General features: G+C 62.1%; 20 protein-coding genes. 9 read left to right on the top strand and 11 right to left on the bottom strand.

Going from position 1 to position 22,654, the window contains the following annotated elements; all coding sequences use genetic code 11:
* The first annotated feature begins 3 nt into the window (after nucleotides 1–3).
* Nucleotides 4–1,053: a LacI family DNA-binding transcriptional regulator gene (locus I6E81_RS09285; RefSeq protein WP_197107027.1), complete on the top strand. Its 1,050-nt coding sequence runs from the start codon at nucleotides 4–6 to the stop codon at nucleotides 1,051–1,053.
* Here the strand turns inward: I6E81_RS09285 and I6E81_RS09280 are convergent.
* The 7 genes from I6E81_RS09280 to I6E81_RS09250 form a co-directional block, all read right to left on the bottom strand.
* Nucleotides 1,018–2,154, bottom strand: coding sequence for a Gfo/Idh/MocA family protein (locus I6E81_RS09280; RefSeq protein WP_197107026.1), 1,137 nt, complete (start codon nucleotides 2,152–2,154; stop codon nucleotides 1,018–1,020). The genes I6E81_RS09285 and I6E81_RS09280 overlap by 36 nt on opposite strands.
* 111 nt (nucleotides 2,155–2,265) lie before the next feature.
* Complete coding sequence (locus I6E81_RS09275; RefSeq protein ID WP_197107025.1) at nucleotides 2,266–3,252, bottom strand: sugar ABC transporter substrate-binding protein; 987 nt, start codon at nucleotides 3,250–3,252, stop codon at nucleotides 2,266–2,268.
* On the bottom strand, nucleotides 3,249–4,271 hold the full coding sequence (locus I6E81_RS09270; RefSeq protein WP_197107024.1) for an ABC transporter permease: 1,023 nt from the start codon (nucleotides 4,269–4,271) through the stop codon (nucleotides 3,249–3,251). Before I6E81_RS09270 ends, I6E81_RS09275 begins: the two co-directional genes overlap by 4 nt.
* A complete protein-coding gene (locus tag I6E81_RS09265; protein ID WP_197107023.1) occupies nucleotides 4,268–5,251 on the bottom strand; it encodes an ABC transporter permease in 984 nt (327 codons plus the stop codon). The genes I6E81_RS09270 and I6E81_RS09265 overlap by 4 nt, the downstream gene beginning before the upstream one ends.
* Entirely contained in the window at nucleotides 5,248–6,759 is a 1,512-nt protein-coding gene (locus I6E81_RS09260; protein WP_231603900.1) for a sugar ABC transporter ATP-binding protein, read from the bottom strand. The genes I6E81_RS09265 and I6E81_RS09260 overlap by 4 nt, the downstream gene beginning before the upstream one ends.
* Complete coding sequence (locus I6E81_RS09255) at nucleotides 6,756–7,802, bottom strand: aldose 1-epimerase family protein (RefSeq protein WP_197107022.1); 1,047 nt, start codon at nucleotides 7,800–7,802, stop codon at nucleotides 6,756–6,758. The genes I6E81_RS09260 and I6E81_RS09255 overlap by 4 nt, the downstream gene beginning before the upstream one ends.
* The gene (locus I6E81_RS09250) at nucleotides 7,795–9,039 is read right to left on the bottom strand and encodes a hypothetical protein (protein ID WP_197107021.1); all 1,245 of its coding nucleotides are present in this window, start codon (nucleotides 9,037–9,039) and stop codon (nucleotides 7,795–7,797) included. Before I6E81_RS09250 ends, I6E81_RS09255 begins: the two co-directional genes overlap by 8 nt.
* Nucleotides 9,040–9,273: 234 nt before the next feature.
* On the opposite strand from I6E81_RS09250, the gene I6E81_RS09245 reads away from it, so the two are divergent.
* From I6E81_RS09245 to I6E81_RS09235, 3 genes are all read left to right on the top strand, one after another.
* Entirely contained in the window at nucleotides 9,274–10,035 is a 762-nt protein-coding gene (locus tag I6E81_RS09245) for a DeoR/GlpR family DNA-binding transcription regulator (protein WP_197107020.1), read from the top strand.
* Nucleotides 10,036–10,111: 76 nt separating this feature from the next.
* A complete protein-coding gene (locus tag I6E81_RS09240; RefSeq protein WP_197107019.1) occupies nucleotides 10,112–12,148 on the top strand; it encodes a bifunctional aldolase/short-chain dehydrogenase in 2,037 nt (678 codons plus the stop codon).
* Complete coding sequence (locus I6E81_RS09235; protein WP_197107018.1) at nucleotides 12,145–13,542, top strand: rhamnulokinase family protein; 1,398 nt, start codon at nucleotides 12,145–12,147, stop codon at nucleotides 13,540–13,542. The genes I6E81_RS09240 and I6E81_RS09235 overlap by 4 nt, the downstream gene beginning before the upstream one ends.
* An 84-nt stretch (nucleotides 13,543–13,626) precedes the next feature.
* On the opposite strand, the gene I6E81_RS09230 is transcribed toward I6E81_RS09235, so the two are convergent.
* Nucleotides 13,627–14,619: a Gfo/Idh/MocA family protein gene (locus tag I6E81_RS09230; RefSeq protein WP_197107017.1), complete on the bottom strand. Its 993-nt coding sequence runs from the start codon at nucleotides 14,617–14,619 to the stop codon at nucleotides 13,627–13,629.
* Between the two features lie 119 nt (nucleotides 14,620–14,738).
* On the opposite strand from I6E81_RS09230, the gene I6E81_RS09225 reads away from it, so the two are divergent.
* The 3 genes from I6E81_RS09225 to I6E81_RS09215 all read left to right on the top strand — a co-directional run bounded on the left by I6E81_RS09225 (nucleotide 14,739) and on the right by I6E81_RS09215 (nucleotide 18,086).
* On the top strand, nucleotides 14,739–15,389 hold the full coding sequence (locus I6E81_RS09225; RefSeq protein WP_197107016.1) for a GntR family transcriptional regulator: 651 nt from the start codon (nucleotides 14,739–14,741) through the stop codon (nucleotides 15,387–15,389).
* A gap of 8 nt (nucleotides 15,390–15,397) precedes the next feature.
* Nucleotides 15,398–16,747 (top strand): alpha-hydroxy acid oxidase, encoded by a 1,350-nt coding sequence (locus I6E81_RS09220; protein ID WP_197107015.1) that lies wholly within the window; start codon nucleotides 15,398–15,400, stop codon nucleotides 16,745–16,747.
* A gap of 112 nt (nucleotides 16,748–16,859) precedes the next feature.
* Nucleotides 16,860–18,086 (top strand): MFS transporter, encoded by a 1,227-nt coding sequence (locus I6E81_RS09215; protein ID WP_307784135.1) that lies wholly within the window; start codon nucleotides 16,860–16,862, stop codon nucleotides 18,084–18,086.
* 184 nt (nucleotides 18,087–18,270) lie between these two features.
* Here the strand turns inward: I6E81_RS09215 and I6E81_RS09210 are convergent, their stop codons facing one another.
* From I6E81_RS09210 to I6E81_RS09200, 3 genes are all read right to left on the bottom strand, one after another.
* Entirely contained in the window at nucleotides 18,271–18,528 is a 258-nt protein-coding gene (locus tag I6E81_RS09210) for a hypothetical protein (RefSeq protein ID WP_197107014.1), read from the bottom strand.
* Nucleotides 18,529–18,671: 143 nt separating this feature from the next.
* Complete coding sequence (locus tag I6E81_RS09205; protein ID WP_197107013.1) at nucleotides 18,672–19,508, bottom strand: M56 family metallopeptidase; 837 nt, start codon at nucleotides 19,506–19,508, stop codon at nucleotides 18,672–18,674.
* 2 nt (nucleotides 19,509–19,510) lie between these two features.
* A complete protein-coding gene (locus I6E81_RS09200; RefSeq protein ID WP_197107012.1) occupies nucleotides 19,511–19,873 on the bottom strand; it encodes a BlaI/MecI/CopY family transcriptional regulator in 363 nt (120 codons plus the stop codon).
* A 118-nt stretch (nucleotides 19,874–19,991) separates the two neighbouring features.
* Here I6E81_RS09200 and I6E81_RS09195 point away from each other — a divergent pair, with 118 nt between their 5' ends.
* Complete coding sequence (locus I6E81_RS09195; RefSeq protein WP_197107011.1) at nucleotides 19,992–21,590, top strand: cytochrome ubiquinol oxidase subunit I; 1,599 nt, start codon at nucleotides 19,992–19,994, stop codon at nucleotides 21,588–21,590.
* A gap of 18 nt (nucleotides 21,591–21,608) precedes the next feature.
* A complete protein-coding gene (gene cydB, locus I6E81_RS09190) occupies nucleotides 21,609–22,652 on the top strand; it encodes a cytochrome d ubiquinol oxidase subunit II (protein ID WP_197107010.1) in 1,044 nt (347 codons plus the stop codon).
* Nucleotides 22,653–22,654 lie beyond the last annotated feature (2 nt).

The raw sequence follows: 22,654 nt of genomic DNA, 5'->3' as shown, positions 1-22,654 counted from the left end.
GCAATGGCGAACATTCGGGACGTAGCACGGCACGCGGGAGTGTCGGCGGGTACGGTCAGCAACGTACTCAACCGTCCGAGCTATGTCAATGCGGCCACCCGCGAAAAGGTGCTGAGCTCAATCAAAGAGCTCGAGTTCGTTCCGGTTGCCAACGCTCGCCAGTATCGACCCGGACGCGAGCGAACCCTCGGGTTCGCCCTTGCCGACATGGGCAATCCTTTCTTCGTCGACGTCGCCCTCGGCGCAGAAGCTGCCGCTAAAGAATTTGGCGTTGGCGTGGTGATAGTTCACAACGGCGAAGATCCCGCCCGCGAACAGCAAAACCTCGATCTTCTGGTGCAGCAGCGCGTGCACGGCATCATGATCACCCCGGTTGATGAACGCAACCCGCGACTCGAAGAACTTATTGCGCGCGGAGTGCCCGTGGTCTACGTCGACCGCATTTCAGGCGATCATCCCTGCTGCTCACTTGCCACAGACGACTTCGCCGGCGGAAAGCTCGCCGGCGAACACCTCTTCGACCTCGGACACTCGCAGATTGCCTTTGTGGGCGGATCCGCCATCTCCCGCCAGGTTGATGAGCGGTTCGATGGGCTCATCGCCGCCGCAACGAAGGCAGGGCTCTCCCCGTCAGACATCGAACGCATCGACGTTCCGTCGTGGAAGTTCGCCGAAGGCCGTCACGCCGGCCGACTCATCGCTGAGCGTCCGCGCGATGAACGACCGACTGCGGTGTTCTGCGCCAACGACATGCTCGCCCTCGGCGTGCTTCAAGAGTTCGTGCTCGACGGCATCTCGGTGCCCGACGAAATCTCAATTATCGGCTTTGACGACCTCGATTGGGCCAGCGCCGCCACGGTTCCCCTCACGACCGTGCGCCAGCCGCGAGAGGAACTCGGCCGCACCGCGGTGCGGATGATTCTTGACGAGATCGAACAGGGCGCCGCCCACGAGCACGAGCACGTTATTTTCGCGCCGGAGCTCGTCGTGCGAGCATCCACTGGCCCCGTACCGAAGCTACGGAACGTCGCACCAAGCGCGCTGCTTGTCTGACGTTTCGACCGCCTCGATCACTTTCTGAATCTCCCACGCTTCTCGGAAGTCGGGTGATGACGTTGTGCCCGCTGCAATCGCATCGATGAACTTCTTGACCTCAAAGATCTTGAGTTCGTGGAGCCCAATATTGATGCCAGACATCGGCCACAGGTCGGCATAGTCGCCGTGGCCCTCGCCCAGCTCGATCGTGCGGAAACCGTGAGTGCTGAGGCCATCCGAATCTAAGGACACCTCCAGCTTGTGGCTATCCTGCTGACTGAAACGGATTGCTCCGCGAGTGCCGGTGAGCGTAAACGACACCTCAAAGGCACGCCCGACCGCCACGCGGCTGGCGTGCATCGAGCCAATGGCTCCGTTCGCGAACTCGAGCAGGGACAAAGAATAGTCATCGTTATCGACAACGTGACGGACGCCATCCGCGTCAGTGCGTTCGGGAACAACAATCTTTGTCATGCCGCTCACTCGTGCAACGCCCCCGACGAGATGGCGGGCGATGGAGATCATGTGCGAACCCAGATCGCCCAGTGCTCCCCCGCCGGCCCGTGACCGGTCGGTGCGCCACGTAAACGGCACGTCCGGGTCGATCATGGTGTCGGCGCTGAAGAAGCCGGTAAAGGAAATGATTTGGCCAAGCTCGCCTGCGTCAACAAGGTGACGGGCAAGGGCGATGCCGGGGTTTTGCAGATAGGTGAAACCGACCTGCGTGGTGATGCCTGCTGCTTCAGCGGCCTCGGTCATCGCGAGCGCGCCCTCGACCGAGAGCGCTAGTGGCTTCTCGCACCACACGTGTTTGCCCGCGCGCGCTGCAGCGATAGCGACTTCTTCGTGGAACGCATTAGGCGTCACGATATTGATGACATCGATTTCGGGGTCGTTGACGACGTCCTTCCACGAGTCGGATGCCCGCTCGAAGCCATATTGAGCGGCCGCTGTTTCAGCTCGAGCCAGAGTCGGATGAACAAGCGTGACAAGCCGCGGTTCGAGCGGCACGTCGCCGAAGACAGCACGCACATTTCGCCATGCCATCGAATGCTCTTTCGCCATCAACCCGTCACCGATGAGGCCGATCCCAATGGTCTTTACCGCCGTGCTAGCCATGCGCTTGTTCTCCTCTTCATTGAAGGAATGGGGCACTAATAATGTGTGGTCATTAAGAACGTGGGGCCACGCTTCTCAGCGTGGCCCCACCAATTCTTGCTCGCTCTCGACTTAGAGAGCAGGCTCCAAGTCGTCAACGTTGTTGATGTCGACGATGGTGTTCTCCAGCGGAACCATTTCAGGAACGGTTTCGCCCTTCATCACGGAGATGAGGGTTTCAATGGCAAGCTCACCGTTGCGGAAAGGAGGCTGAAGGATAGTGCTGTACTGCTTTCCATCACGGATGTTCTCGAAAGCGCCTTCTTCACCGTTGATACCGACGACGATGGGAACGATGTCGAGTCCGCTCTCTTCCAGCGCCTGCAGGAAGCCCTTGGCCATCGTGTCATCCTGAGCGTAGACACCCTTGATCTGGTCACCGAACTTGGTGATGAGGTCGCGCGAGGCTACGAGTGCCTTCTGCTGGTCGAAGTCGGCGTTGACCGTAGCGAGGATCTCGAGTCCCGAGCCCATGCTTTCGAGCTCGTCGACGAAGCCAGCGCTGCGAGCGATCTCGGTACCGTTTCCAGCCTGACCGGCAATGACAACGATGCCACCAGTGCTGTCGAGTGCGCCGTCAAGCTGCTGGGCGCTGATCTTGCCCTGGTCGTACTTGTCAGCACCAGCAAATGACTGGATGAGTTCCATCGACTCGTCACCAGCGCGGGTGTCGATAGCTACGACGGGGATGCCCTCCTGCTCAGCCTTGAGCAGTCCGGGCAGGTAGCTGTTCTCGTCTGCTGGCCAGAGCAGGATACCGTCAACGCCGCGCGAGACGCACGAGTTGAGCTGTTCTGCGCCGGTCTGGGCCGAGAACTCTTCGCTGACGATGGTGAGCTCAACGCCGGCTGCATCAGCAGCGGCCTGAGCGCCCTCGTTGGCGGGAGTGACGTAGGGGTGCGAGTTGGCGAGCGTGATGTAGCAAATGCTCTGGCCTTCGACACTGCCTGCGTCGCCGGATGCTGAGTCCGTGCCTGTATCGGCGGCGGTGCAGCCTGCTACTGCGAACAGAAGCGTGGCAGCGGCCGAGGCGACGAGGATATTACGACGTGCAATCATGCGGTCCTCCTAGGAAGTGGTGTGTTTCTTGGTGCGACCCTCACGCTTCTCTGCGCGCGGGAAGATGCGCCGCCATGTCCGGAGACAATGCGGTCGAGGCTGATCAGCAGGATCAGCAGAAGGCCGGTGTAGATGGCCTGGGTGTACGACGGAACCCCGTTGTATTCGAGGGCTGTCGTGAGTGCGCCGAGGGCGAGAACACCGCCGAGGGTGGCGAGCGAGGATCCGCGCCCCCCTTCCAGCCGGGTTCCACCGATGACGACGGCGGTAATCGCGGGGATCAGCATCACGGCGCCGGCAACAGGCGACCCTGCAGCCGTGCTCAGTGATTGCATCATCCCGGCAAGCCCGGCAAAGAAGCCCGACAGCACGAAGGATGCCGCGATGTAGCCGTTGGCGTTGATACCGCTCGAGGTAGCTGCGGCCGCATCGCTTCCGACGGCGTAGAGGTTGCGGCCAGTAGGAGTGAGCTTCAACCACACGAACATCAGCACGGCGGCGATCAAGAAGATCGCCGAGCGTGGGGTGAGTATCCACAGAAAGTCAGCAGTCAACGGGAGACCGAAAATGGGGTCGTCCGAACTCAGCGGGTAGGAGTTGGTCAGCAGCAGCGCAAGCGAAGCGAAGATCAATAGTGTCGCCAAGGTCGCCACGAGTGAGTTGATCTTGAACACGACGACCATCAGAGCGTTGATCGCGCCGATCAGTACACCGACCGCGACTCCGGCTGCGGCCGCTGGAACGTTACCGATGACGGGCTGCATGAAGATTGTCGTGATGCCTGCCATCGACATCATCGATCCGATCGAGAGGTCGATCTGGCCGGCGATCAGCACCGGGGTGAGCCCCAGCGCCAAGAACCCAACGACCGTTGCGCGGTCGAGCACCGACTGCAGTGTGTTGACGGTGAGGAAGTCGTCGAGGCTGAGGCCACCGAAGACGGCGACAGCGACCAACATGATGACGAGGCGGTATTGCACCGCACGGGTGCCCAGTAGAGCAAAGTCGAAGTTTTTCACAGTCTTCCTGCCTTCCGACGAAAGTACGCGTCGATGCCGACGGCGGCGAGCACAATAGCGCCCGTGATGAGTCCGGTTGCTTGGCTGGGGAAGCCGAGCAAGATGATCAGGTTGCCAATGAGGGCAGTGATGAGCACGCCGCCAACGGTGCGCAGCACGCTACCGTTGCCGCCGAACACGCTCGTTCCACCAATCACCACTGCGGTGATGGCGACGAACTCGTAGCCGGTGCCGATGATGGGTCGCGCTTGACCGTTGCTAAGCGCAAGAAGCACTCCGCACAGCCCTGCGAGAAAGCCGGTCATGGCGAACGCTGCGGCTTTGGTAAATCGCACGGGAACCGCGCTGGCCTGAGCCGCTTGATAGTTGCCACCAACCGCCAAACTCCACCGACCAAACGAGGTGCGGGCGAGCAGCGGATGCAAGATCAGCGCCACGAAAATGAAGATCCAGATGAACACGGGGATGCCCAGGATGCTGCTCTTCACGAAGGTGGAGAGGGCGCTCGGCTGCGCGTAGACGATGCCCCCGCCGACGAGCAGTTGGCTTAGGCCAAGTAACACTGAGCCGGTGCCGAGCGTCGCGATGATGGGGTTGATCCGCAAGTAGCCGATCAGGATGCCGTTGACGACACCGCCCATGCTCGCGACAAGCAAGCCCATCAGTGCAGCGAGGCCAGTGCCCATCGACTCTTGAGCGCCGAGGGTAACGAGCGCGCCCATAGCGACGTTGGCGGGAACTGAGAGATCGGCGAGACCTCCCGAGACCATCACGAAGGTCATACCGAGCGCGATGAGACCTACGGCCGAGTTGGCGTTGAGCACGTTGGTCAAGTTGTTGACCGTCAAGAACGACGGCGATGCTAGTGACCCAATGACGACGAGAACCAAGATCGCGATCGGAATACTCAGCGTGCTGAAGAGTGCTCCGGGCGTTTTGCTCTTATCGAGACTTTTCGCGGGTGCGACGAGCTGATTCATGCGGCCACCTCCTGACCTGTTGCGGCGCGCATGACCGACTCTTCAGTGGCATCCGCGCGGGAAATTTCGGCCGCGATAACGCCTTCGTGCAAGACGAAGATGCGGTCGCAGACAGCGAGCAGTTCGGGCAGTTCAGAGCTGATCATGAGCACTCCGCCGCCGTCTTGAGCGAACTCGCCAATGATGTGGTGGATGTCGGCCTTAGCTCCCACATCGACACCACGGGTGGGCTCGTCGAGGATGAGCAGCTTCGGTTCCGACAGCAGCCACTTACCCAGAACCACCTTCTGCTGGTTTCCTCCGCTGAAGACATTGAGCGGACGCTCAACCTGAGGCGGATTGACCTTGAGGCGGTCGGCGAGCTCGGTGACGATCTTGCGTTCCTTGCCTAAGAAGATGAGGAACGCGTTCGTGATCCGGGTAATGACCGGCAGCGTGAAGTTTTCACGAACCGACAGCCCGGGGATGATGCCTTGACCTTTGCGGTCTTCGGGAACCAGTGCGATTCCAGCAGCTACACCCTGGCGGGGTGAGCGGATCTTGACGGTCTTGCCGCCGAGAGTGATGGTGCCCTCCTCCAGCGGATCGAGTCCGAACAGGGCGCGAGCAACTTCGGTTCGACCTGAGCCAACAAGGCCTGCGAGCCCGACGATTTCGTGCTTGCGAACATCCAGCGATACATTGTCGAACTGGCCGGCACGCGAAGCACCAGAGACAGTCAACACTTGCTCGCCGAGCTCGAGATCGAACTTGGGGAACATTTCGTTGAGGTCGCGACCGACCATGAGACTGACCATCTCATCCGGGGTGATTCCAGCCACGTCCCGAGTTTCGATGTGACGTCCGTCGCGAAGAACCGTTACGCGGTCGCCAATTTCCATCACTTCTTGGAGGCGGTGGCTGATGTAAATGATCGCAATGCCGCGGTCACGCATTGTGGTTATGACATCGAAGAGAACGCGCGTCTCTTTGTCGCCCAGCGACGAGGTGGGTTCGTCGAACACGACGACGTTGGGCTGGCGCGCAACAACCTTAGCTATCTCGACCAACTGCTGCTGGCTAATAGAGAGGTCGCCCAAACGTGTACCGGGGTCAATGTCGGTGTCGAGTTCACGCAACACCGCTTCGGCCTTGGCGTTCATCGCGCGGTAGTCAACAAAAGGACCACGCTTGGGCATGGCGCCGAGACTGATGTTTTCGGAGACCGATAGGTCGGGCACCAAATTAAGCTCTTGGTAGATCATGCCGATTCCGCGGCTGCGAGCTTCGCGCGGCGTCCAGTGAATAGCCTTGCGGCCACCGACCTCGATCTCTCCTTTATCGGGCTGGTAAAAACCCGCGAGGATCTTCATGAGCGTGGACTTGCCAGCGCCGTTCTCTCCGACGATGGCATGCACCTCGCCCTCGTTGATTTCCAGATCAACGTCTTGAAGCGCCATCACGCCAGGAAAAGACTTGGTAATTCCGGTCATCCGCAGAGCGATTGCTGGTGTCGACTCGGTTGTCATACTGAACTCCCCTCATCGCGAACACCGTCGGATTCGTTTATTCGCTGAAGTGTGAATCGCACACTGTAGCGGACGCTCTCCCCAGCGGGGAGCGAGCCAAGCTCGCCTGCCGCTCGAGCTGCGCTGCGTCCGAAAACATTGGGCGTGTTGGTTGGTTCGATGCCCAAGGCGTAGTGGCCCTGCCCCACCATCTTCCATTGGAAGAGCCACGGAAGCTCAAGGCCAGAGAATTCGACGATGAGTTCCACACCGAGATCGGGGTTGGATACTCGAACCTGCGCCGACGGCTGGTCGCCAATCGTGTGGCGGAATACTTGCTCGGCGAATCCGGGAGTGGGCGCCGCACCGGTCTGCCAGGCGTCGATCCCCTTCTCCCCCTCGGCGTCGCGTGCGACGGTTTCGCGGGTGGGGATGTCGACGATGGTGCTCTCCGACAGCAGCGGCCATCCGAGATTGATGTGGTACAAAATCATGTGCGGCTGCTCGACGAATGACTCATTCGTCACGGTGTCTTCGAGCAGGAATGAATTCACGCCAACCTCAGCAGAGATGACTCGGTGCAGCGTCAGGTTCTCGCCGAAAACAGCGGCCTGACGAGTGACCGCTTCGACGACAACTTCGCGGTCGTTGGCTTCGGCTCGGATGACGCGAGCTTTCTGAGCGCCAATCCGGCCATGCAGCCCCAGGGTTTGCCCCGCATCTTCCCCGGCCGGCCCGAACGTGTCGAGGCCGCAGGTCGCAAGTAGTCCACCGCCGAAGGTGCGGAGCCATCCCGCGCCCTCCGGCTCAAACGCCTCGGGGGAGGTAATCTCTGTGGGCGAGATCCACGCGATGGGGATTCCTTCGAATGTCACCTGCCCGATATCAAGCGCACGGTCAGGATGAAGTTCGACCTCGATGCCGCTGCCGTTCACCATCCGTAGACGGCGCGCACCCCGGGCAGGCCCTTCGGCCTCCACGAAGCTGTCGAGTCGAACGACCTGAGAGAGCGAACCTATGCGCTCTCTCAGGGCCGTTGTCTCGCGACCAAAAACGTTAGACATGGAGTCCCAATTCGGCGTTCTCGGGACCAAAGTGCTTGAGAATGACGAGGTCCTGAGTAGACGAGCGGTTGGTGATGGCGACTCCGGCACGAGCAGCGGACTCGGTGACGAAAAACTCGTCTTGGCTTAACTGACCGAACCGGATGAGCGTGGCGGCAGCGATGTCGTGGTTACCGAGCGTTCCGGTTCCCTGCACGGCGATGAGGCCGTAGGCATCAGCATCGGTCACTGTCACGGACTGGCCGGGGCGCACCGTCAGCTCCTTAGCGCTGAAGTGCGGCGAGCGGAAGACGATCCACTTCTCGACGTAGGCAATCTCACCATCGGCGAGCGACTGCGCGGTTGAGTATGGCGCCATGAACCGGTTGGTCACGAAGTTGGGGTCGATGTTCTTTTCCCAGTCGAGCAGGGAAATGATGAAGTCGTAGTCGCCGTGGTGCTCGGGCGGAACGTCTTTCCAGAGGAGTTCCTCTGGCACTTCGCGGTTATTGCTCCACGACTCGCACATGCAGAAAACGTCGCAGGCGGCCTGGGGCTCGTAAGTACAGATGCTTGCAGGCGCGTGCAGCACGCCGGAAGGGATGTCCCAACCGGTGCCGAGCTGGGTGCGGTAACCACGGGCCAAGTCGGTGATGCGGTTATCCCCGCCGTCGGCGAAACGCATGAGGCGCGCCTTGACCTGATCGGTCGTTACTTCGGGCTGGAACCCGAGGAATGAGATGGGCTGGTCGCCCAAGTGGTTGTTCATGTGAGGAGAGTAGTAATAGGCCTCGGGCTTGCCGGGCTTGTTGACGAGCGCAGCCTTTTCGTCGGTGTGATGCACGTGGAAGGGCAGCGCCTGCTGGTTGTCGAAGAACTTCGAGTACATCGGCCACTTCTCGTGCTGTGTCCACAAGCGCTCACCGATCGCTTCGCCTTTGTGGTGTCCGACGAACTCGTCGAACGGGAGCAGTGCTCCACCATCCGGGTCAACAACGAGGCTGAGGCCTTCGTTGGCACCGGTGAGCGGGCCGTTGTCAGCGCGAACAGCGGAGGAGAGCCAGCGCTCATCAATGCCACCGCGACCCTGCGCGAAGGGGAAGTAGTCATCCGGGTGAAGGCGGATGCGACGGCCAGGGGTGCAAAACGCGCGGGGAACCCAGGTGGGGGCGAGCTGAACAATGCCCTGCCCTGCTTCCAAAGCGCGATCCATTCCGGATGCGCTGGATGCGACGTTCTCGTACGCTCCGTCGACCATGTGCGATTCTCCTTCTTCCGAGCCAGTGCTGCAGCTGGGCGAATCGCACAGGCTGCTCTGCCTTATCAAGTTCATATCTGGTTCAATGAACCGGTGTTCAGTGAACCTATCATTCGTTACGGGACAGTGTCAACGCTCATTCGAATTGGTGCAAAATCAGGAGGGCGGCCTGCCCCGCTCTGTGAGAACCCGTGGGTTGTAACATGAAATCTCACACGAACACCGAGGAGCACCATGGCCACTGTCGGCACTCTGGGCGCACAACAACGCAGAGCGATGCTGCAAGAGCGCCTCAACCACGATGGCGCTCTGCGTCTCGACGACATCGCGGAAGAACTCTCGGTCTCCGCCATGACCGTTCGGCGCGACCTCGATGACATGGAAGCCGAAGGACTGCTGCGTCGCGTACGCGGTGGCGCGATCTCGATCGCCGGGCCCCGCCCCTTTGACGAACGCCGGGCAGTGCGCTCCCGCGCCAAGCAGGTCATCGCCAGCAAAGCCGCCGCCCTCATCCCCCAGTCGGGCTCGATTGCGCTCGACGCCTCCACCACCACCGGCACCATCGCCAGCACACTTGGCCAACGCGAAGGCCTCTCTGTCGCGACCAACTCCCTCGAAAACTTTGTGGTGCTGCGAGCGATTCCCGGCGTCACCGGAATGGTGACCGGCGGCGAATCAGAGCCGAACACCGAAAGTCTGGTGGGGCTCCTCGCCTGCCAGGGTGCGGCATCCGTTCTGTATTCGCGTTTTTTCTCTTCGGCGAGCGCCGTTGACCCGGTACTCGGCAGCTCGGAGGTTTCGCTGGCGGAGAGCCAAGTGAAGCAAGCGTTCGCGAGTGCGGCCCGCGAAACAATCCTCTGCGTTGATTCGTCGAAGCTCGATGACCGCTCGATCTCTGTGAGCTTCAATTTGCGCGACGTGGCCATGCTCATCACCGAACTCGACCCCCGCGACTCTCGTCTCGATGCGTACCGCGAGCATGTTGAGTTGCTGTGATGCCCCCTTGCGCTCCAGCGTAAGTTATTGTTAGATTTCACAAATACTTACAAACGCGACGACACAGGACACTCGGATGACAAACCCCACTGCAGCTGAACTCATCGCACGCTCGAACCGTCTCGGTTCCGATCCGCGCGTCACCAACTACGCCGGCGGCAACACGTCGGCTAAGGGCACCGAAACGGATCCCGTTACCGGCGAGCCCATCGAGCTCATGTGGGTGAAGGGCTCCGGCGGAGACCTCGGCACCCTGAAGGAAGCCGGCCTCGCCGTGCTGCGCCTCGACCGCCTGCGTTCGATGACGAACGTCTACCCGGGCATCGACCGCGAAGACGAAATGGTTGCCGCGTTCGACTACACGCTGCACGGCAAGGGTGGCGCCGCGCCATCCATCGACACCGCCATGCACGGACTCGTGGATGCTGCGCACGTCGACCACCTGCACCCTGACTCCGGTATCGCCATCGCGACCGCCAAGGATGGCAAGAAGCTCACCAAGAAGGCTTTCGGCGACAAGGTTGTCTGGGTTGACTGGCGACGCCCCGGCTTCCAGCTCGGACTCGACATCGCCGCCATCAAGGAAAAGAACCCGAAGGCCATCGGCTGCATCCTCGGCGGCCACGGCATCACCGCGTGGGGCGACACGAGCGATGAGGCCGAAGCCAACAGCCTCTGGATCATTAAGACTGCCGAAGAGTTCATCGCCGCCAAGGGCAAGAAGGCCCCGTTCGGTCGCACCGTCGCCAAGAACGCCGCGCTGCCCGAAGAGGAGCGTCGCACCAAGGCCGCTGCCCTCGCCGCCACCATCCGCGGTATCGCCAGCCACGACCGCCCCATGGTCGGTCACTTCACCGACGCCGACGTCGTTCTCGACTTCTTGGCTTCCGCTAACGCCCCAAAGCTCGCCGCCCTCGGCACGAGCTGCCCCGACCACTTCTTGCGCACCAAGGTGAAGCCGCTGCTGCTCGACCTGCCCGCCAACGCCTCGATTGAGAAGAGCATCGAGCGTCTGAAGGAACTCCACGAGGAGTACCGCAAGGACTACACCGCGTACTACGACAAGCACGCCACCGATGACTCCCCCGAGATCCGTGGCGCTGACCCGCTCATCGTTCTCGTTCCCGGGGTCGGCATGTTCAGCTACGGCGCAAACAAGCAGACCGCTCGTGTTGCCGGCGAGTTCTACGTCAACGCCATCAACGTGATGCGCGGCGCCGAAGCCCTCTCCACCTACGCTCCCATCAGCGATGCCGAGAAGTTCAACATCGAATACTGGGCACTCGAAGAAGCCAAGCTGCAGCGGATGCCGAAGCCCAAGTCGCACGCCACGCGCGTCGCTCTCGTGACTGGCGCAGCATCCGGTATCGGCAAAGCCATCGCTACCCGTCTGGCAGCGGATGGCGCCTGCGTCGTCATTGCTGACCTCGACCTTGAGAAGGCCCAGGCCGCTGCCGCTGAGATCGGCAACACGGATGTCGCCATCGGCCTCAAGGTCAATGTGACCGACGCTGCTGCAATCGAGCGCATGGTGCAGGATGCCGTCCTCGCCTTCGGCGGCATCGACATCGTCGTGAATAATGCGGGCGTTTCACTCTCGAAGCCCCTGCTGGAGACCACCGAGCAGGATTGGGACTTCCAGCACGACATCATGGCCAAGGGCTCGTTCTTGGTATCGAAGGCTACCGCGCCGGTTCTCATCGAGCAGGCCATGGGCGGCGACGTCATTTACATTTCGTCAAAGAACGCGGTCTTCGCTGGCCCCAACAACATTGCGTACTCGGCCACGAAGGCTGACCAGGCTCACCAGGTGCGACTGCTCGCGGTCGAGCTGGGCGAGCACGGCGTGAAGGTCAACGGCATCAACCCCGATGGCGTTGTGCGTGGTTCGGGAATCTTTGCGGCAGGCTGGGGCGCCAACCGCGCCAAGACCTACGGCGTTGAAGAAGAGGACCTCGGCAAGTTCTACGCTCAGCGCACGATCCTCAAGCGTGAGGTTCTGCCCGAGAACGTTGCCAACGCTGTCTCGGTGCTCACGGGCCCCGACCTCAGCCACACCACGGGTCTTCACATCCCCGTTGATGCTGGTGTTGCGGCGGCCTTCCTCCGATGAACGCACAAGTTGTCGCCGCGGTCGATCTGGGTGCGACCAGTGGCCGAGTCATGCTCGGCCACGTGGGTCACAACGAGCTCACGGTTCGCCCCGTTGCACGTTTTCCCAACGGGCCAGTACGTCGCGTCGATGGCTTGCACTGGGACATTGATGCGCTCTACTCGAGCGTTCTCGCCGGTTTGGCGGCTGCGGTTCGTGAAGAGCCGCAGTTGTCGAGCATTGGTGTGGACTCGTGGGCGGTTGACTATGCGTTGATGGCGGGCGGGCAGATGGTTGCTCCTCCGTTCCATTACCGCGACGACCGCACGGCGGCAGGAGTAGAGCGTGTGCACGCGATTGCCGATCACGCCGAGCTCTATGCCTCCAACGGGTTGCAGTTCCTCCCCTTTAATACGCTGTACCAGTTCGCCGCCGAGCAGAACCTTGCCAATGCCGATGGTTTCTTGCTCGTGCCCGACCTCATCAACTACTGGTTGACGGGCCGTCAGGTTGCCGAGCAGACCAACGCCTCGACCACGGGATTGCTCAACATTGCGACCGGCCAATGGGATGACGCGCTCATCGAGAAACTCGGATACTCCCGCAGCCTCTTCCCCGAGCTGGTTACTCCCGGCACTACGTTGGGGCCGGTGCGCGACAAGCTCGGCATCCGTGCCGACGTGGTCGCCGTTGGATCGCATGACACGGCATCCGCTGTCGTCGCGGTTCCGGCAACGAACGACGACTTCGCGTACATCTCGTGCGGCACGTGGGGCCTCGTCGGCGTCGAACTCAACTCCCCCGTGCTCACCGAAGCCAGCCGTGCCGCCAACTTCACCAACGAGGGCGGCGTCGACGGACGGGTGCGCTACCTGCACAACGTCATGGGCCTGTGGCTGCTGAGCGAATGCGTGCGCGACTGGCAGAAGGATGACGCCAGCGTTGACCTTCTCGACCTGCTGGCGGCGGCATCCGCTCTCACGACAACGGTGCCGATCTTTGACGCCAACGACCCACGCTTTCTCGCGCCTGACGGCATGCCTGAACGTATCGCCGCCTGGTGCACCGAACACGATGTGCCAGCACCGCAATCGCGCGTTGAGTTTGTGCGCAGCATCATCGAAAGCCTCAGCGTTGCTTTTGTGGATGCCGTCCACACGGCATCAGACCTCTCCGGAAAGTCGGTGTCGGTCATCCATATCGTCGGCGGTGGCTCGCAGAACGAGTTGCTCTGCCAACTGATCGCGGACCGCAGTGGAATGCCGGTGCTCGCCGGCCCCGTGGAAGCCACGGCGATCGGCAATGTGCTCGTTCAAGCGCGGGCTCAAGGTTTCGTCGAGGGCTCGTTGGAGGCGCTGCGTTCGCTCGTCACCACCGCGTTCTCGCCCAAGCGCTACCTTCCGCGCTCGCGCTAGGGTCCGCGCTTTCGCTTAACAACACAGCGCCTGCCACCGTTCGATTCGGCAGCAGGCGCTGTGTTGTTAAACAGCGTTAGCGCGCTAGCTTTCGTCGAGCATCGGGTAGGTCAGCCCGATCTGGCGGCGGATCTCGTCAAGCGTGTGCATGATTTCGATGGTCTCGCTCGGCGACAGAATGTCATTGGCCAGTTCGCCTGCTGCCACGAGGCGCTCGAGTTCAGCGGCCTGAAACTGCATGCCGCGACCGGTGACGGTGCCATCGAATTCTTCGACAACAGTGCCCTTGCCATCGAAGCGCGTGTAGGTCGTGGGCGCGTACCAGGTCTCGGCGATTTCGATGCGGCCTTCGGTTCCGACAATCACGGCGCGCGTGGGGCCGGCGAGGTCGAGCGTCGTCTGCAGCACTGCTTGAGCTTCGGTGCCGTAGCTAAAGATCATCGAGGTCTGGCGGTCGACATCCGTCACTGTCTTGGTGGCGACGGCCACGATGCTCGTGGGAGCGCCGAGGATGTCGTAGGTGAACGACACCGGGTAGATGCCGAGGTCGAGCAGCGCTCCACCGCCCAAGAGCGGGTTGTTGAGGCGGTGCAGCGGATCCATCGAGATGTTCTGGTTGTGGTCAGCCATCACGCTGCGGATCTTTCCGAGCGCGCCCTCGGCGATGAGCTGGCGAATGCGCACCATGTGCGGCAGGTAGCGCGTCCACATGGCTTCGAGCACAACAAGGTTCAGTTCGGATGCCCGGGAGACGACGTTCTCGGCCTGGGCAGCGTTCATCGTGAACGCCTTCTCCACGAGCACGTGCTTGCCGGCGTTGAGGGCCAGCAGCGCGTGCTCTTCGTGGAACGGGTGGGGAGTAGCGACGTAGATGGCGTCAACGTTGGGGTCGGCAACGAGGTCTTCATAGCTGCCGTGAGCGGTCGGGATGCCGTACTCGGCAGCGAACTTGTCGGCCGATTCCGCGGTGCGGGATCCCACTGCAACGACGTTGTGGCCGTGCTCAATGAGGTCGCTGGTTTGCAGGCCCGCGATCCACCCGGTGCCCAGAATTCCCCATGCCACTTGCTTCGTCATGCCATCTCCTTTGTTGTGCACGAAAACATATGAAATCAATCTAACAGGTGTCTATTTTGCTTTGTCTTACATTCTGTTAGATTGTTTGACAATCCGAATCAACGAAGAGGGAGCGCACCATGATTGAGAACGCTGCAGTGCTCCCCGAGACCGTTGCTCAGAAGCTTCGCGCCGACATCATCGCCCAGCGTGATGCCCCCGGATCGGCCATCACCGAGTCGGCCGTCGCCCTGCGGTTCGGCGTTGCCCGCCCCACCGCACGCATCGCCATCGACCGCCTCGTCGCTGATGGCATCCTGCGTCGCGAAGCTCACCGGGCCGCACGCGTGCCCGAGCTCAGCTACGACGACGTGCTCGACCTCTTTGACACTCGTTCCATCGTGGAGACCGCCGCGATGGCGGCGCTAGCCGAGGCCGGCGCGATTCCGGCGGAGGCGCTTGCCGCCCACCGGGCGCTTACTGCCACCGATGATTTCGCGCACCACGACATCCAATTCCACCGCGCGCTCGTCGCCGGTCAGCCCAGCTCACGCCTCACTCGTCTGCACGAACTGCTCATGGGCGAAGTCGAGCTGTGTATTGGGCAGGTTCAGTCCGCTCAACTCATTACCGCCCACGAGGTGGCCGAACAACACCAGGGCATTCTCGATGCCATCACCGCCGGGGATGCCGCCGCCGCAGAGCACCTCACCCGCGACCACATTCTGGGGGCGCGCGATCGCCTCCTCACCCACCTCGACACCGACACCGATCTCGACACCGACAGCTAAGGCACCTCATGGTTAAGCGTCAATTTCCGAACCCCGTAGAGCTTGCGAAGCTCATGAAATTCAAGGGCCCCGAGCTCAACGGCAAGAAGCGCCGACTCGACAGCGCGCTCACGATCTACGACCTCAAGGACATCGCCAAGCGTCGCACGCCCAAGGCTGCCTACGACTACACGGATGGCTCGGCCGAAGGCGAAATCTCGCTGAGCCGGGCGCGCCAGGCCTTCGAAGACATCGAGTTTCACCCGTCGATCCTTCGTGACGCCTCGAACGTCTCGACCACGACCCAGATTCTCGGCGGCACCTCCGCGATGCCCTTCGGTATTGCGCCAACGGGGTTCACGCGCCTCATGCAGACCGAGGGCGAGATTGCGGGCGCGGGCGCCGCAGCGGCAGCAGGCATCCCGTTCACTCTCTCGACGCTCGGCACGACATCCATTGAAGACGTGAAGGCCGCGAACCCGAACGGTCGCAATTGGTTCCAGCTGTACGTCATGCGCGAGCGCGAAATCTCGTACGGCCTCGTCGAACGCGCGGCCGCTGCCGGCTACGACACCCTCATGTTCACCGTCGACACCCCCATCGCCGGTGCTCGCTTGCGCGACACCCGCAACGGATTCTCGATTCCGCCGCAGCTGACGCTCGGCACGATCGTTAACGCGATCCCCCGCCCCTGGTGGTGGTTCGACTTCCTCACGACTCCCCCGCTGGAGTTTGCGTCACTCTCCTCGACCGGCGGCCGCACCGTCGGCGAACTGCTCAACTCGGCGATGGACCCGTCGATCAACTACGAAGACCTCAAGGTCATCCGCGCCATGTGGCCGGGCAAGATCGTCATCAAGGGAGTACAAAACCTTGAGGACTCGAAGCGCCTCGCCGACCTCGGCGTCGACGGCATCCTGCTCTCGAACCACGGTGGCCGCCAGCTCGACCGCGCGCCCATCCCGTTCCACCTGCTGCCCGAAGTCGCCCGCGAGGTCGGCAACGACGTCGAAGTAATGGTCGACACCGGCATCATGAACGGTGCGGATGTTGTGGCTTCGATGGCGCTCGGCGCCAAGTTCACGCTCATCGGCCGCGCCTACCTCTATGGCCTCATGGCCGGAGGCCGCGAGGGCGTCGATCGCACCATCGAGATTCTCTCCAGCCAGATCGTGCGCACCATGAAGCTGCTGGAAGTCACCAGCATCGAAGAGCTCGAGCCCAAGCACGTCACCCAGCTGCAGCGCCTGGCTCCCCGTGCCGTAGCTCCCAGTGCGGCCGCCGCGGTTCCCGCTAAGCGTGCTGCGCCGCGCAAGGCTGCCGCGTCAGCTCCGGCCACAGCGAAGGCCGTCACCAAGAACGCTGCCGTAAAGAAGTAAGGCCACTCGCGCCGCAGGTTGTGGTGGGCTGCCGCGCGAGTTCTCTACCCCCGCCGAGTCTGGCTTCTGACGTGAGTCGGCTAGGACTCGGCGGGGCATAGGGTTAATCACCGTGACTCAGAACTCCCTCGATACTCCTCCGCCTGTGTGGCGCGCTCCCGGAATGCCAGCCTTGCTGGTGCTGACGGCGGCAGGCTTCGGGGGTTTCGTTGTGCTGATTCCCGTAGCTCCCTTGTGGGCCATTCAGGGCGGCGCGACAGAAGCAGGCTCCGGTCTCGTCAACGGTTTGTTACTGCTCGTCACCGTCATGACGCAACCCTTTGTTCCACGCCTGCTTGATCATTTCGGCACCGGGCGCGTACTGGCCGCCGGGCTTGCGCTTCTGGGGGCTCCCCCGCTGCTGCTGCTTCTCTCTGATCAGCTGGCATGGATTCTCACTATCTCGGCGGTGCGCGGTGTTGGCTTCGGCATCCTGACCGTCACAGGTTCGACCGTGGTGGCGAACCTCGTCGATCGCGCTCAGCACGGTGCCGCCGTCGGAATCTACGGTGCTGCGATTGCTATTCCGCAAATTCTGCTCGTGCCGACCGCAACGCTGCTTGCCGATTCCGTCGGCTTCTGGGCCGTCTTCGCCCTCGGTGCGCTCCCCCTCCTCGGCATCAGTTCTGCACCACGCCTTGCGCGCATTCTTCGCGGGCAGGCCGCCGAACGCGACCTTCTGCCGCCCACCGGTTCGACGCCGATCGTGTCGACTGACGGCGGAAAATCTCAGCGACGGATGCTCGCCATCAGCCTTCTACGCCCGATGATGTTGCTCAGCGGTGTCACCCTCGCCGGTGGTGCACTGCTCACTTTCGCGCCGCAGATGAGCTCCTCGCCGGCAGCAACAGCCGGCGCGCTCGCGCTGTTGACCCTCAGCGCCGCCGTCACGCGCTGGGCCATCGGTGGGCTCTCCGACCGCTACGGCGCCCACCGCTTTCTGTGGCCGCTCGTCGTCATTTCGGTCGCGGGCCTCCTCGCGATCGCCCAAGCCGTGCAGAGCCCAGACGCGACCGGCATCCTGCTGTTCCTCATCGGCATGACCCTTGTTGGCATCGCCTACGGCGGACTGCAAAACCTGACCCTCGTGATCTCACTCGCCGCCGTGCAACGTAAGCAGTACGGCACCGCTAGCGCCGTGTGGAACATCGGCTTCGATCTCGGAACAGCGCTCGGCTCTGTGCTCGTCGGAACCCTCGCGACGGCGTTCGGATTCCCGCCCGCCGTTTTGGTCGCAGCCGCAATCTCGCTACTGACCCTGCCACTCGCGTTTATGCGCAGACCAAAGGTCACCGACTAGCTAACGCGCAGGGCGCGATCAGCAGTGCTCGAAGGTGTACCCGGCTGCGCCAGACGGCGGGAGGGCGCTGGGCTCAGCTGTTAGAGGAGCTGAGGCCGAGCATCCGGCCAGCACGACGAACACCGCCGCGACACAGAGCGCAGGTAGCGAGGATCGCCGCGCGCGCACTGTCATGCGGTCGAGCTTAGGCCGCTCCGGTGCGACGCGAGATGTACGTCGCGCGCATGTGGGAGCGATGAGGTGGCAGCTCTGCCCGAATGAGCGCGAAGCTCGAAACGATTGCCAACAGAGCAGAAAGACCCAACACCAGGGTTGGGAGCGGCGGGATGCCCGCGGCTACGTCAAGCCCGGTGCCGGCCACGATCAGCCAGACGGCGGCTGCCGCAGCGGCGGTAAGGCTCGCCAGAAGAACCACTACCCACCCGAATACTTTCTTATTCATAATTGCCCCCGTGCTTTCAGCTCTGCCTGGTTAATGCGACTGTGTAGCGTGAGCGAAAGCCTGAGGCTTTCTCTCTACTTGAACGCTAGACCCCAAATGGGGGCCAATCTAGTCGTCATTAAGGCGGACTAGCTCGTGTGGCTCTAGGCGAGTCGAAGCAGTCGAGCGCGCAGTTCTTTAGGCGTCGATTCGGGCATTGCTGAGGAGAGTTCGCTGCGCTGGGGTAGCGCTCCGCCTTCGGAGACAATCGTGATGGCGCGGGCGAGGCTGCCACGGCCGACGTGCACGAGGGCGTTGTCATCGGCGTGCATTTCGAGCAAGAGGGCGACCTCGCGGGAGGCGTTGCGCGCGGTGGGCAGCCAGGGCAGCGACACTTTCCACGCGGTGAAGAAGATCAGCACGATGTCGTGGCGCAGACGAACGTGGGCTCGTTCATGCTCGATGACCGCTTGAAGTTCTTCTTCGTCGAGCAATTGCAGCAGCCCAGCGCTCAGCACAGTGATGGAGGTGAGTGCGCCGGGGAGGCAGTACGCGACGGGAGCAGGGGTGTTGATGACTCGCGTGCCGGGGCGATCAGACATCGGTTCGCTCAGCAGAGTGATGAGTTGGGAGTGCCGCGCGCGTTCACGCTCCGCGTAGACGACGGTGACGAGGAGATTGAGCAGCAGGTGCGCGGTGAGGAAGAGAGCTCCCGAGAGGGCGAGTAACGACCACACCGAGGAGCCTTCGGGGAGTTCGTTGTGGGTGACGAAGCGCCACATGCCGGTTGCGGCATCCGGAAGGTCGGTTGCGAAGGTCGCCGCACCGAGCAGCACGAGCGAGACGATCATGCTGAAACCACCGACGAGCGCGACAAGTTGCCACACCAGCAGACCGAGGGTGGGGCGACGGTAGGCCCAGGTTGCTCCGGCCAGCAGTGCGGGCAGAGGCCACGCCAGCAGGATTGCGATGAGGCCGAGCGTGATCGCGGCGGCTACCACGGCTAGCGTCCGGCGAGAATGCGGCGGAGGGTTTCGGCTTCTTCGTTCGTGACCTGCCCGACGAAGCGCTCAAGAACAGCGGTGCGGTCGTTGGCCCCACCCAGCACTTCGTGCATGAGGTCGGCCATGTGCTCAGCACGAACAGAAGCGGCACGGTAACGGTGGGGGCGCACGTCGCGCTCACGCACCACGAAGTTTTTCTTTTCGAGACGGGAAAGAACGGTGAGCACGGTCGTGGCAGCGAGCTCGCGGCCCGACGATTCGGGGGATGCGAGTGCGGCCTGCAGGTCGTAGGCCGAGAGGCTTTCGCTATTCGCCCACAGCAGGTCCATCACGCTGCGTTCGAGTTCACCAAGGGAATTCATGAGCCAATTCTACCCTAAGTAGAAATAATTTCTACGAGGGTGTAGAAATGTATACACAGCAGTTCTACAGAATGTAGAACTAGAGCGCCGTCACACAGCAGCAGCAGAAAGGTCCGGAGTGGATCCCCTAGAAATCGCCAGATGGCAATTCGGAATCACCACCGTCTACCACTTCATCATGGTTCCGCTCACGCTCGGCCTCGGCCCTGTCGTGGCGCTCATGCAAACCCAGTGGGTGCGCACGGGCGACGAGAAGTGGCTGCGCATGACCAAGTTCTGGGGCAAGTTATACCTCATCAACTTCATCATGGGTGTGGCCACCGGCCTCGTTCAGGAGTTCCAGTTCGGCATGGCCTGGAGCGAGTACTCCCGCTACGTCGGTGACGTCTTCGGTGCCCCTCTCGCCATGGAGGGCCTGCTCGCCTTCTTCTTCGAATCCGTCTTCCTCGGTCTCTGGATTTTCGGCTGGGATCGTCTCGGCAAGAAGCTTCACCTCGCGACCCTCTGGATCGCCGTTGCCGGTTCTGTCGTCTCCGCCTTCTTCATCATCGTGGCCAACTCGTGGATGCAGCACCCGGTTGGTGTTGAGCTCATCGACGGTCGCCCCGTCATGACCGACATCTGGGCCGTGCTCACCAACAACACCGCTCTCTCCGCCTACTCGCACACCGTCATGGGTGCCATCGCGGTGGGTGCTGGCTTCGTCGTCGGCATCTCTTGGTACCAACTCTGGCAGCGTCGTCGCGATGGCATCGACACTGTGGATGCCACGGGCCGTGTCGTCGTCGGCGAGAATGCCAGCATCCCCGGCCGCGACCGCAAGGACCACTCGGTTTGGCTCACGAGCATCCGCATCGGTGCTGTTATTGCAATCGTCGGATTCGGCGGAGTTGCCATCACCGGCGACCTGCAGGCCAAGCTCATGTTCGAACAGCAGCCGCTCAAGATGGCCGCCGCAGAAGCGGCCTGCCACGACGGCACGAGCTTCTCGGTGCTCTCGATTGGCCCGCTCGGCAGCCAGAACTGTGAAGACGTCGTGGGCATCATCGAGATTCCCGGCATCCTCTCTTTCTTGGCCCACGGTGACTTCGACACCGAGATCAAGGGTGTGAACACTCTCATTCCCGAGTACCAGGCGTTGTACGGCACCAACCTGCCGGATGACCCGCTGTACGGCGAGCGTGCCGGCCAGGAGATCAACTACCTGCCCATCATGGAGGTGACCTACTGGGGCTTCCGCCTCATGATCGGCTTTGGAATGCTCGCGGCCGCGTTTGCCGCCCTGACCCTGTGGATTGTTCGCAAGGGAACCGTTCCGCAGTCCAAGTTCCTGATGGGAACCGCTCTGCTCAGCATTGCCGCCCCCTTCGGCGCCAACATCGCCGGCTGGGTCTTCACCGAAATGGGCCGCCAGCCCTTCGTGGTCGTACCCAACCCGACGCCCGGTGGCGTTGACGGCGTGTACATGTTCACCGCGGCTGCCGTCTCCCCCGGAGTCAGTGGCGAAGAGATCATCTTCTCGCTCGCGGCGCTCGCTCTCGTCTACGCCTTCCTGCTGGTCTTCGAGGTCAAGCTGCTCATCAAGTACGTACGCGGTGGCGTTGCCTCAGCGATGCCCGAGCTCGGGCATCGCGAAGGCGACAGCGGCGATGGCAGCGACCCAGACGATCCCAACAAACCAGACAAGCGCGACGACGTTCTCGCGTTCGCCTACTAAGCAGAAGGGCAGCTACTCATGGAACTTCTTCCTACAATCTGGTTTATCGCGATCGCGGCGTTGTGGATCGGCTACCTCCTTCTTGAGGGCTTCGACCTCGGTGTCGGGATGCTGCTGCTCTTCAGCACCCGCAAAGACCGCGAACGTCGCCTCATGCTCAACGCCATTGGCCCGGTCTGGGACGGTAACGAGGTCTGGCTGATCACGGCCGGAGCCGCCACCTTCGCTGCATTCCCGTTTTGGTATGCATCGCTCTTCTCGGCGCTCTACATCCCGCTGACGATTGTGCTCGTGAGCCTGATCTTCCGCGCGGTTGCGATTGAGTACCGCGGCAAAGGCTCCACCGACAAGTGGCGCATGTGGTGGGACCGCGCTCTCGGGCTCGGCTCGCTCGGTTCGGCTTTCGGTATCGGTGCAGCCCTCGCGCTCACCACCACCGGCCTTCCCATCGACGCCAACGGAGACCGTGTTGGCGGTGCCTTCGCCTGGTTTACGCCGTACGCCGTCCTCGGTGGCCTCGCCGTTGTTGGCTTCTCTCTCGTTCACGCCTCCGTCTTCCTCGGCCTCAAAACCGATGGCGCGGTGCGTGTTCGTGCCCGCAACTTTGTGGTGCGGTGGAGCCCCGTTGCCCTGCTTCCAATCGTCGCGTGGGTGCTGATCATCCAGTTCCAGAACGGCACCCTCATTACGTGGTTGCTTGTGGTCATCGCCGTGATCGCGGTGGTCTTCGGCTGGATCAGTGCGCGTGCCGGGCGTGAAGGTTGGGCGTTCGTGGGAATCGCAGCGTTCTTGGTGGCCGGAGCGTCATCCATCTTCGCCGCGGTCTACCCCGTGGTGCTGCCGTCGACGCTTGACCCCGCGTTCAATCTGACTATCTCTAACGCGGCGAGCGGCGAATATACGCTTGGCGTCATGAGCGTCGTGACCGCGTTTGGTCTGCCACTGGTGTTCATCTACCAAGGCTGGACCTACTGGGTCTTCCGCAACCGCCTGAGCGATCACCACCTCCCTGAGGCGCACATCGTGAAGCCTGCGGTTGCCCCCGCTTCTTCAGCGAGCTAGGG

This window comes from Salinibacterium sp. NG22 (assembly GCF_015864925.1).
Taxonomy (GTDB): domain Bacteria; phylum Actinomycetota; class Actinomycetes; order Actinomycetales; family Microbacteriaceae; genus Rhodoglobus.
Note: the sequence above shows the minus strand (reverse complement) of the source record. Positions and strands in the feature narration are given on the sequence as shown.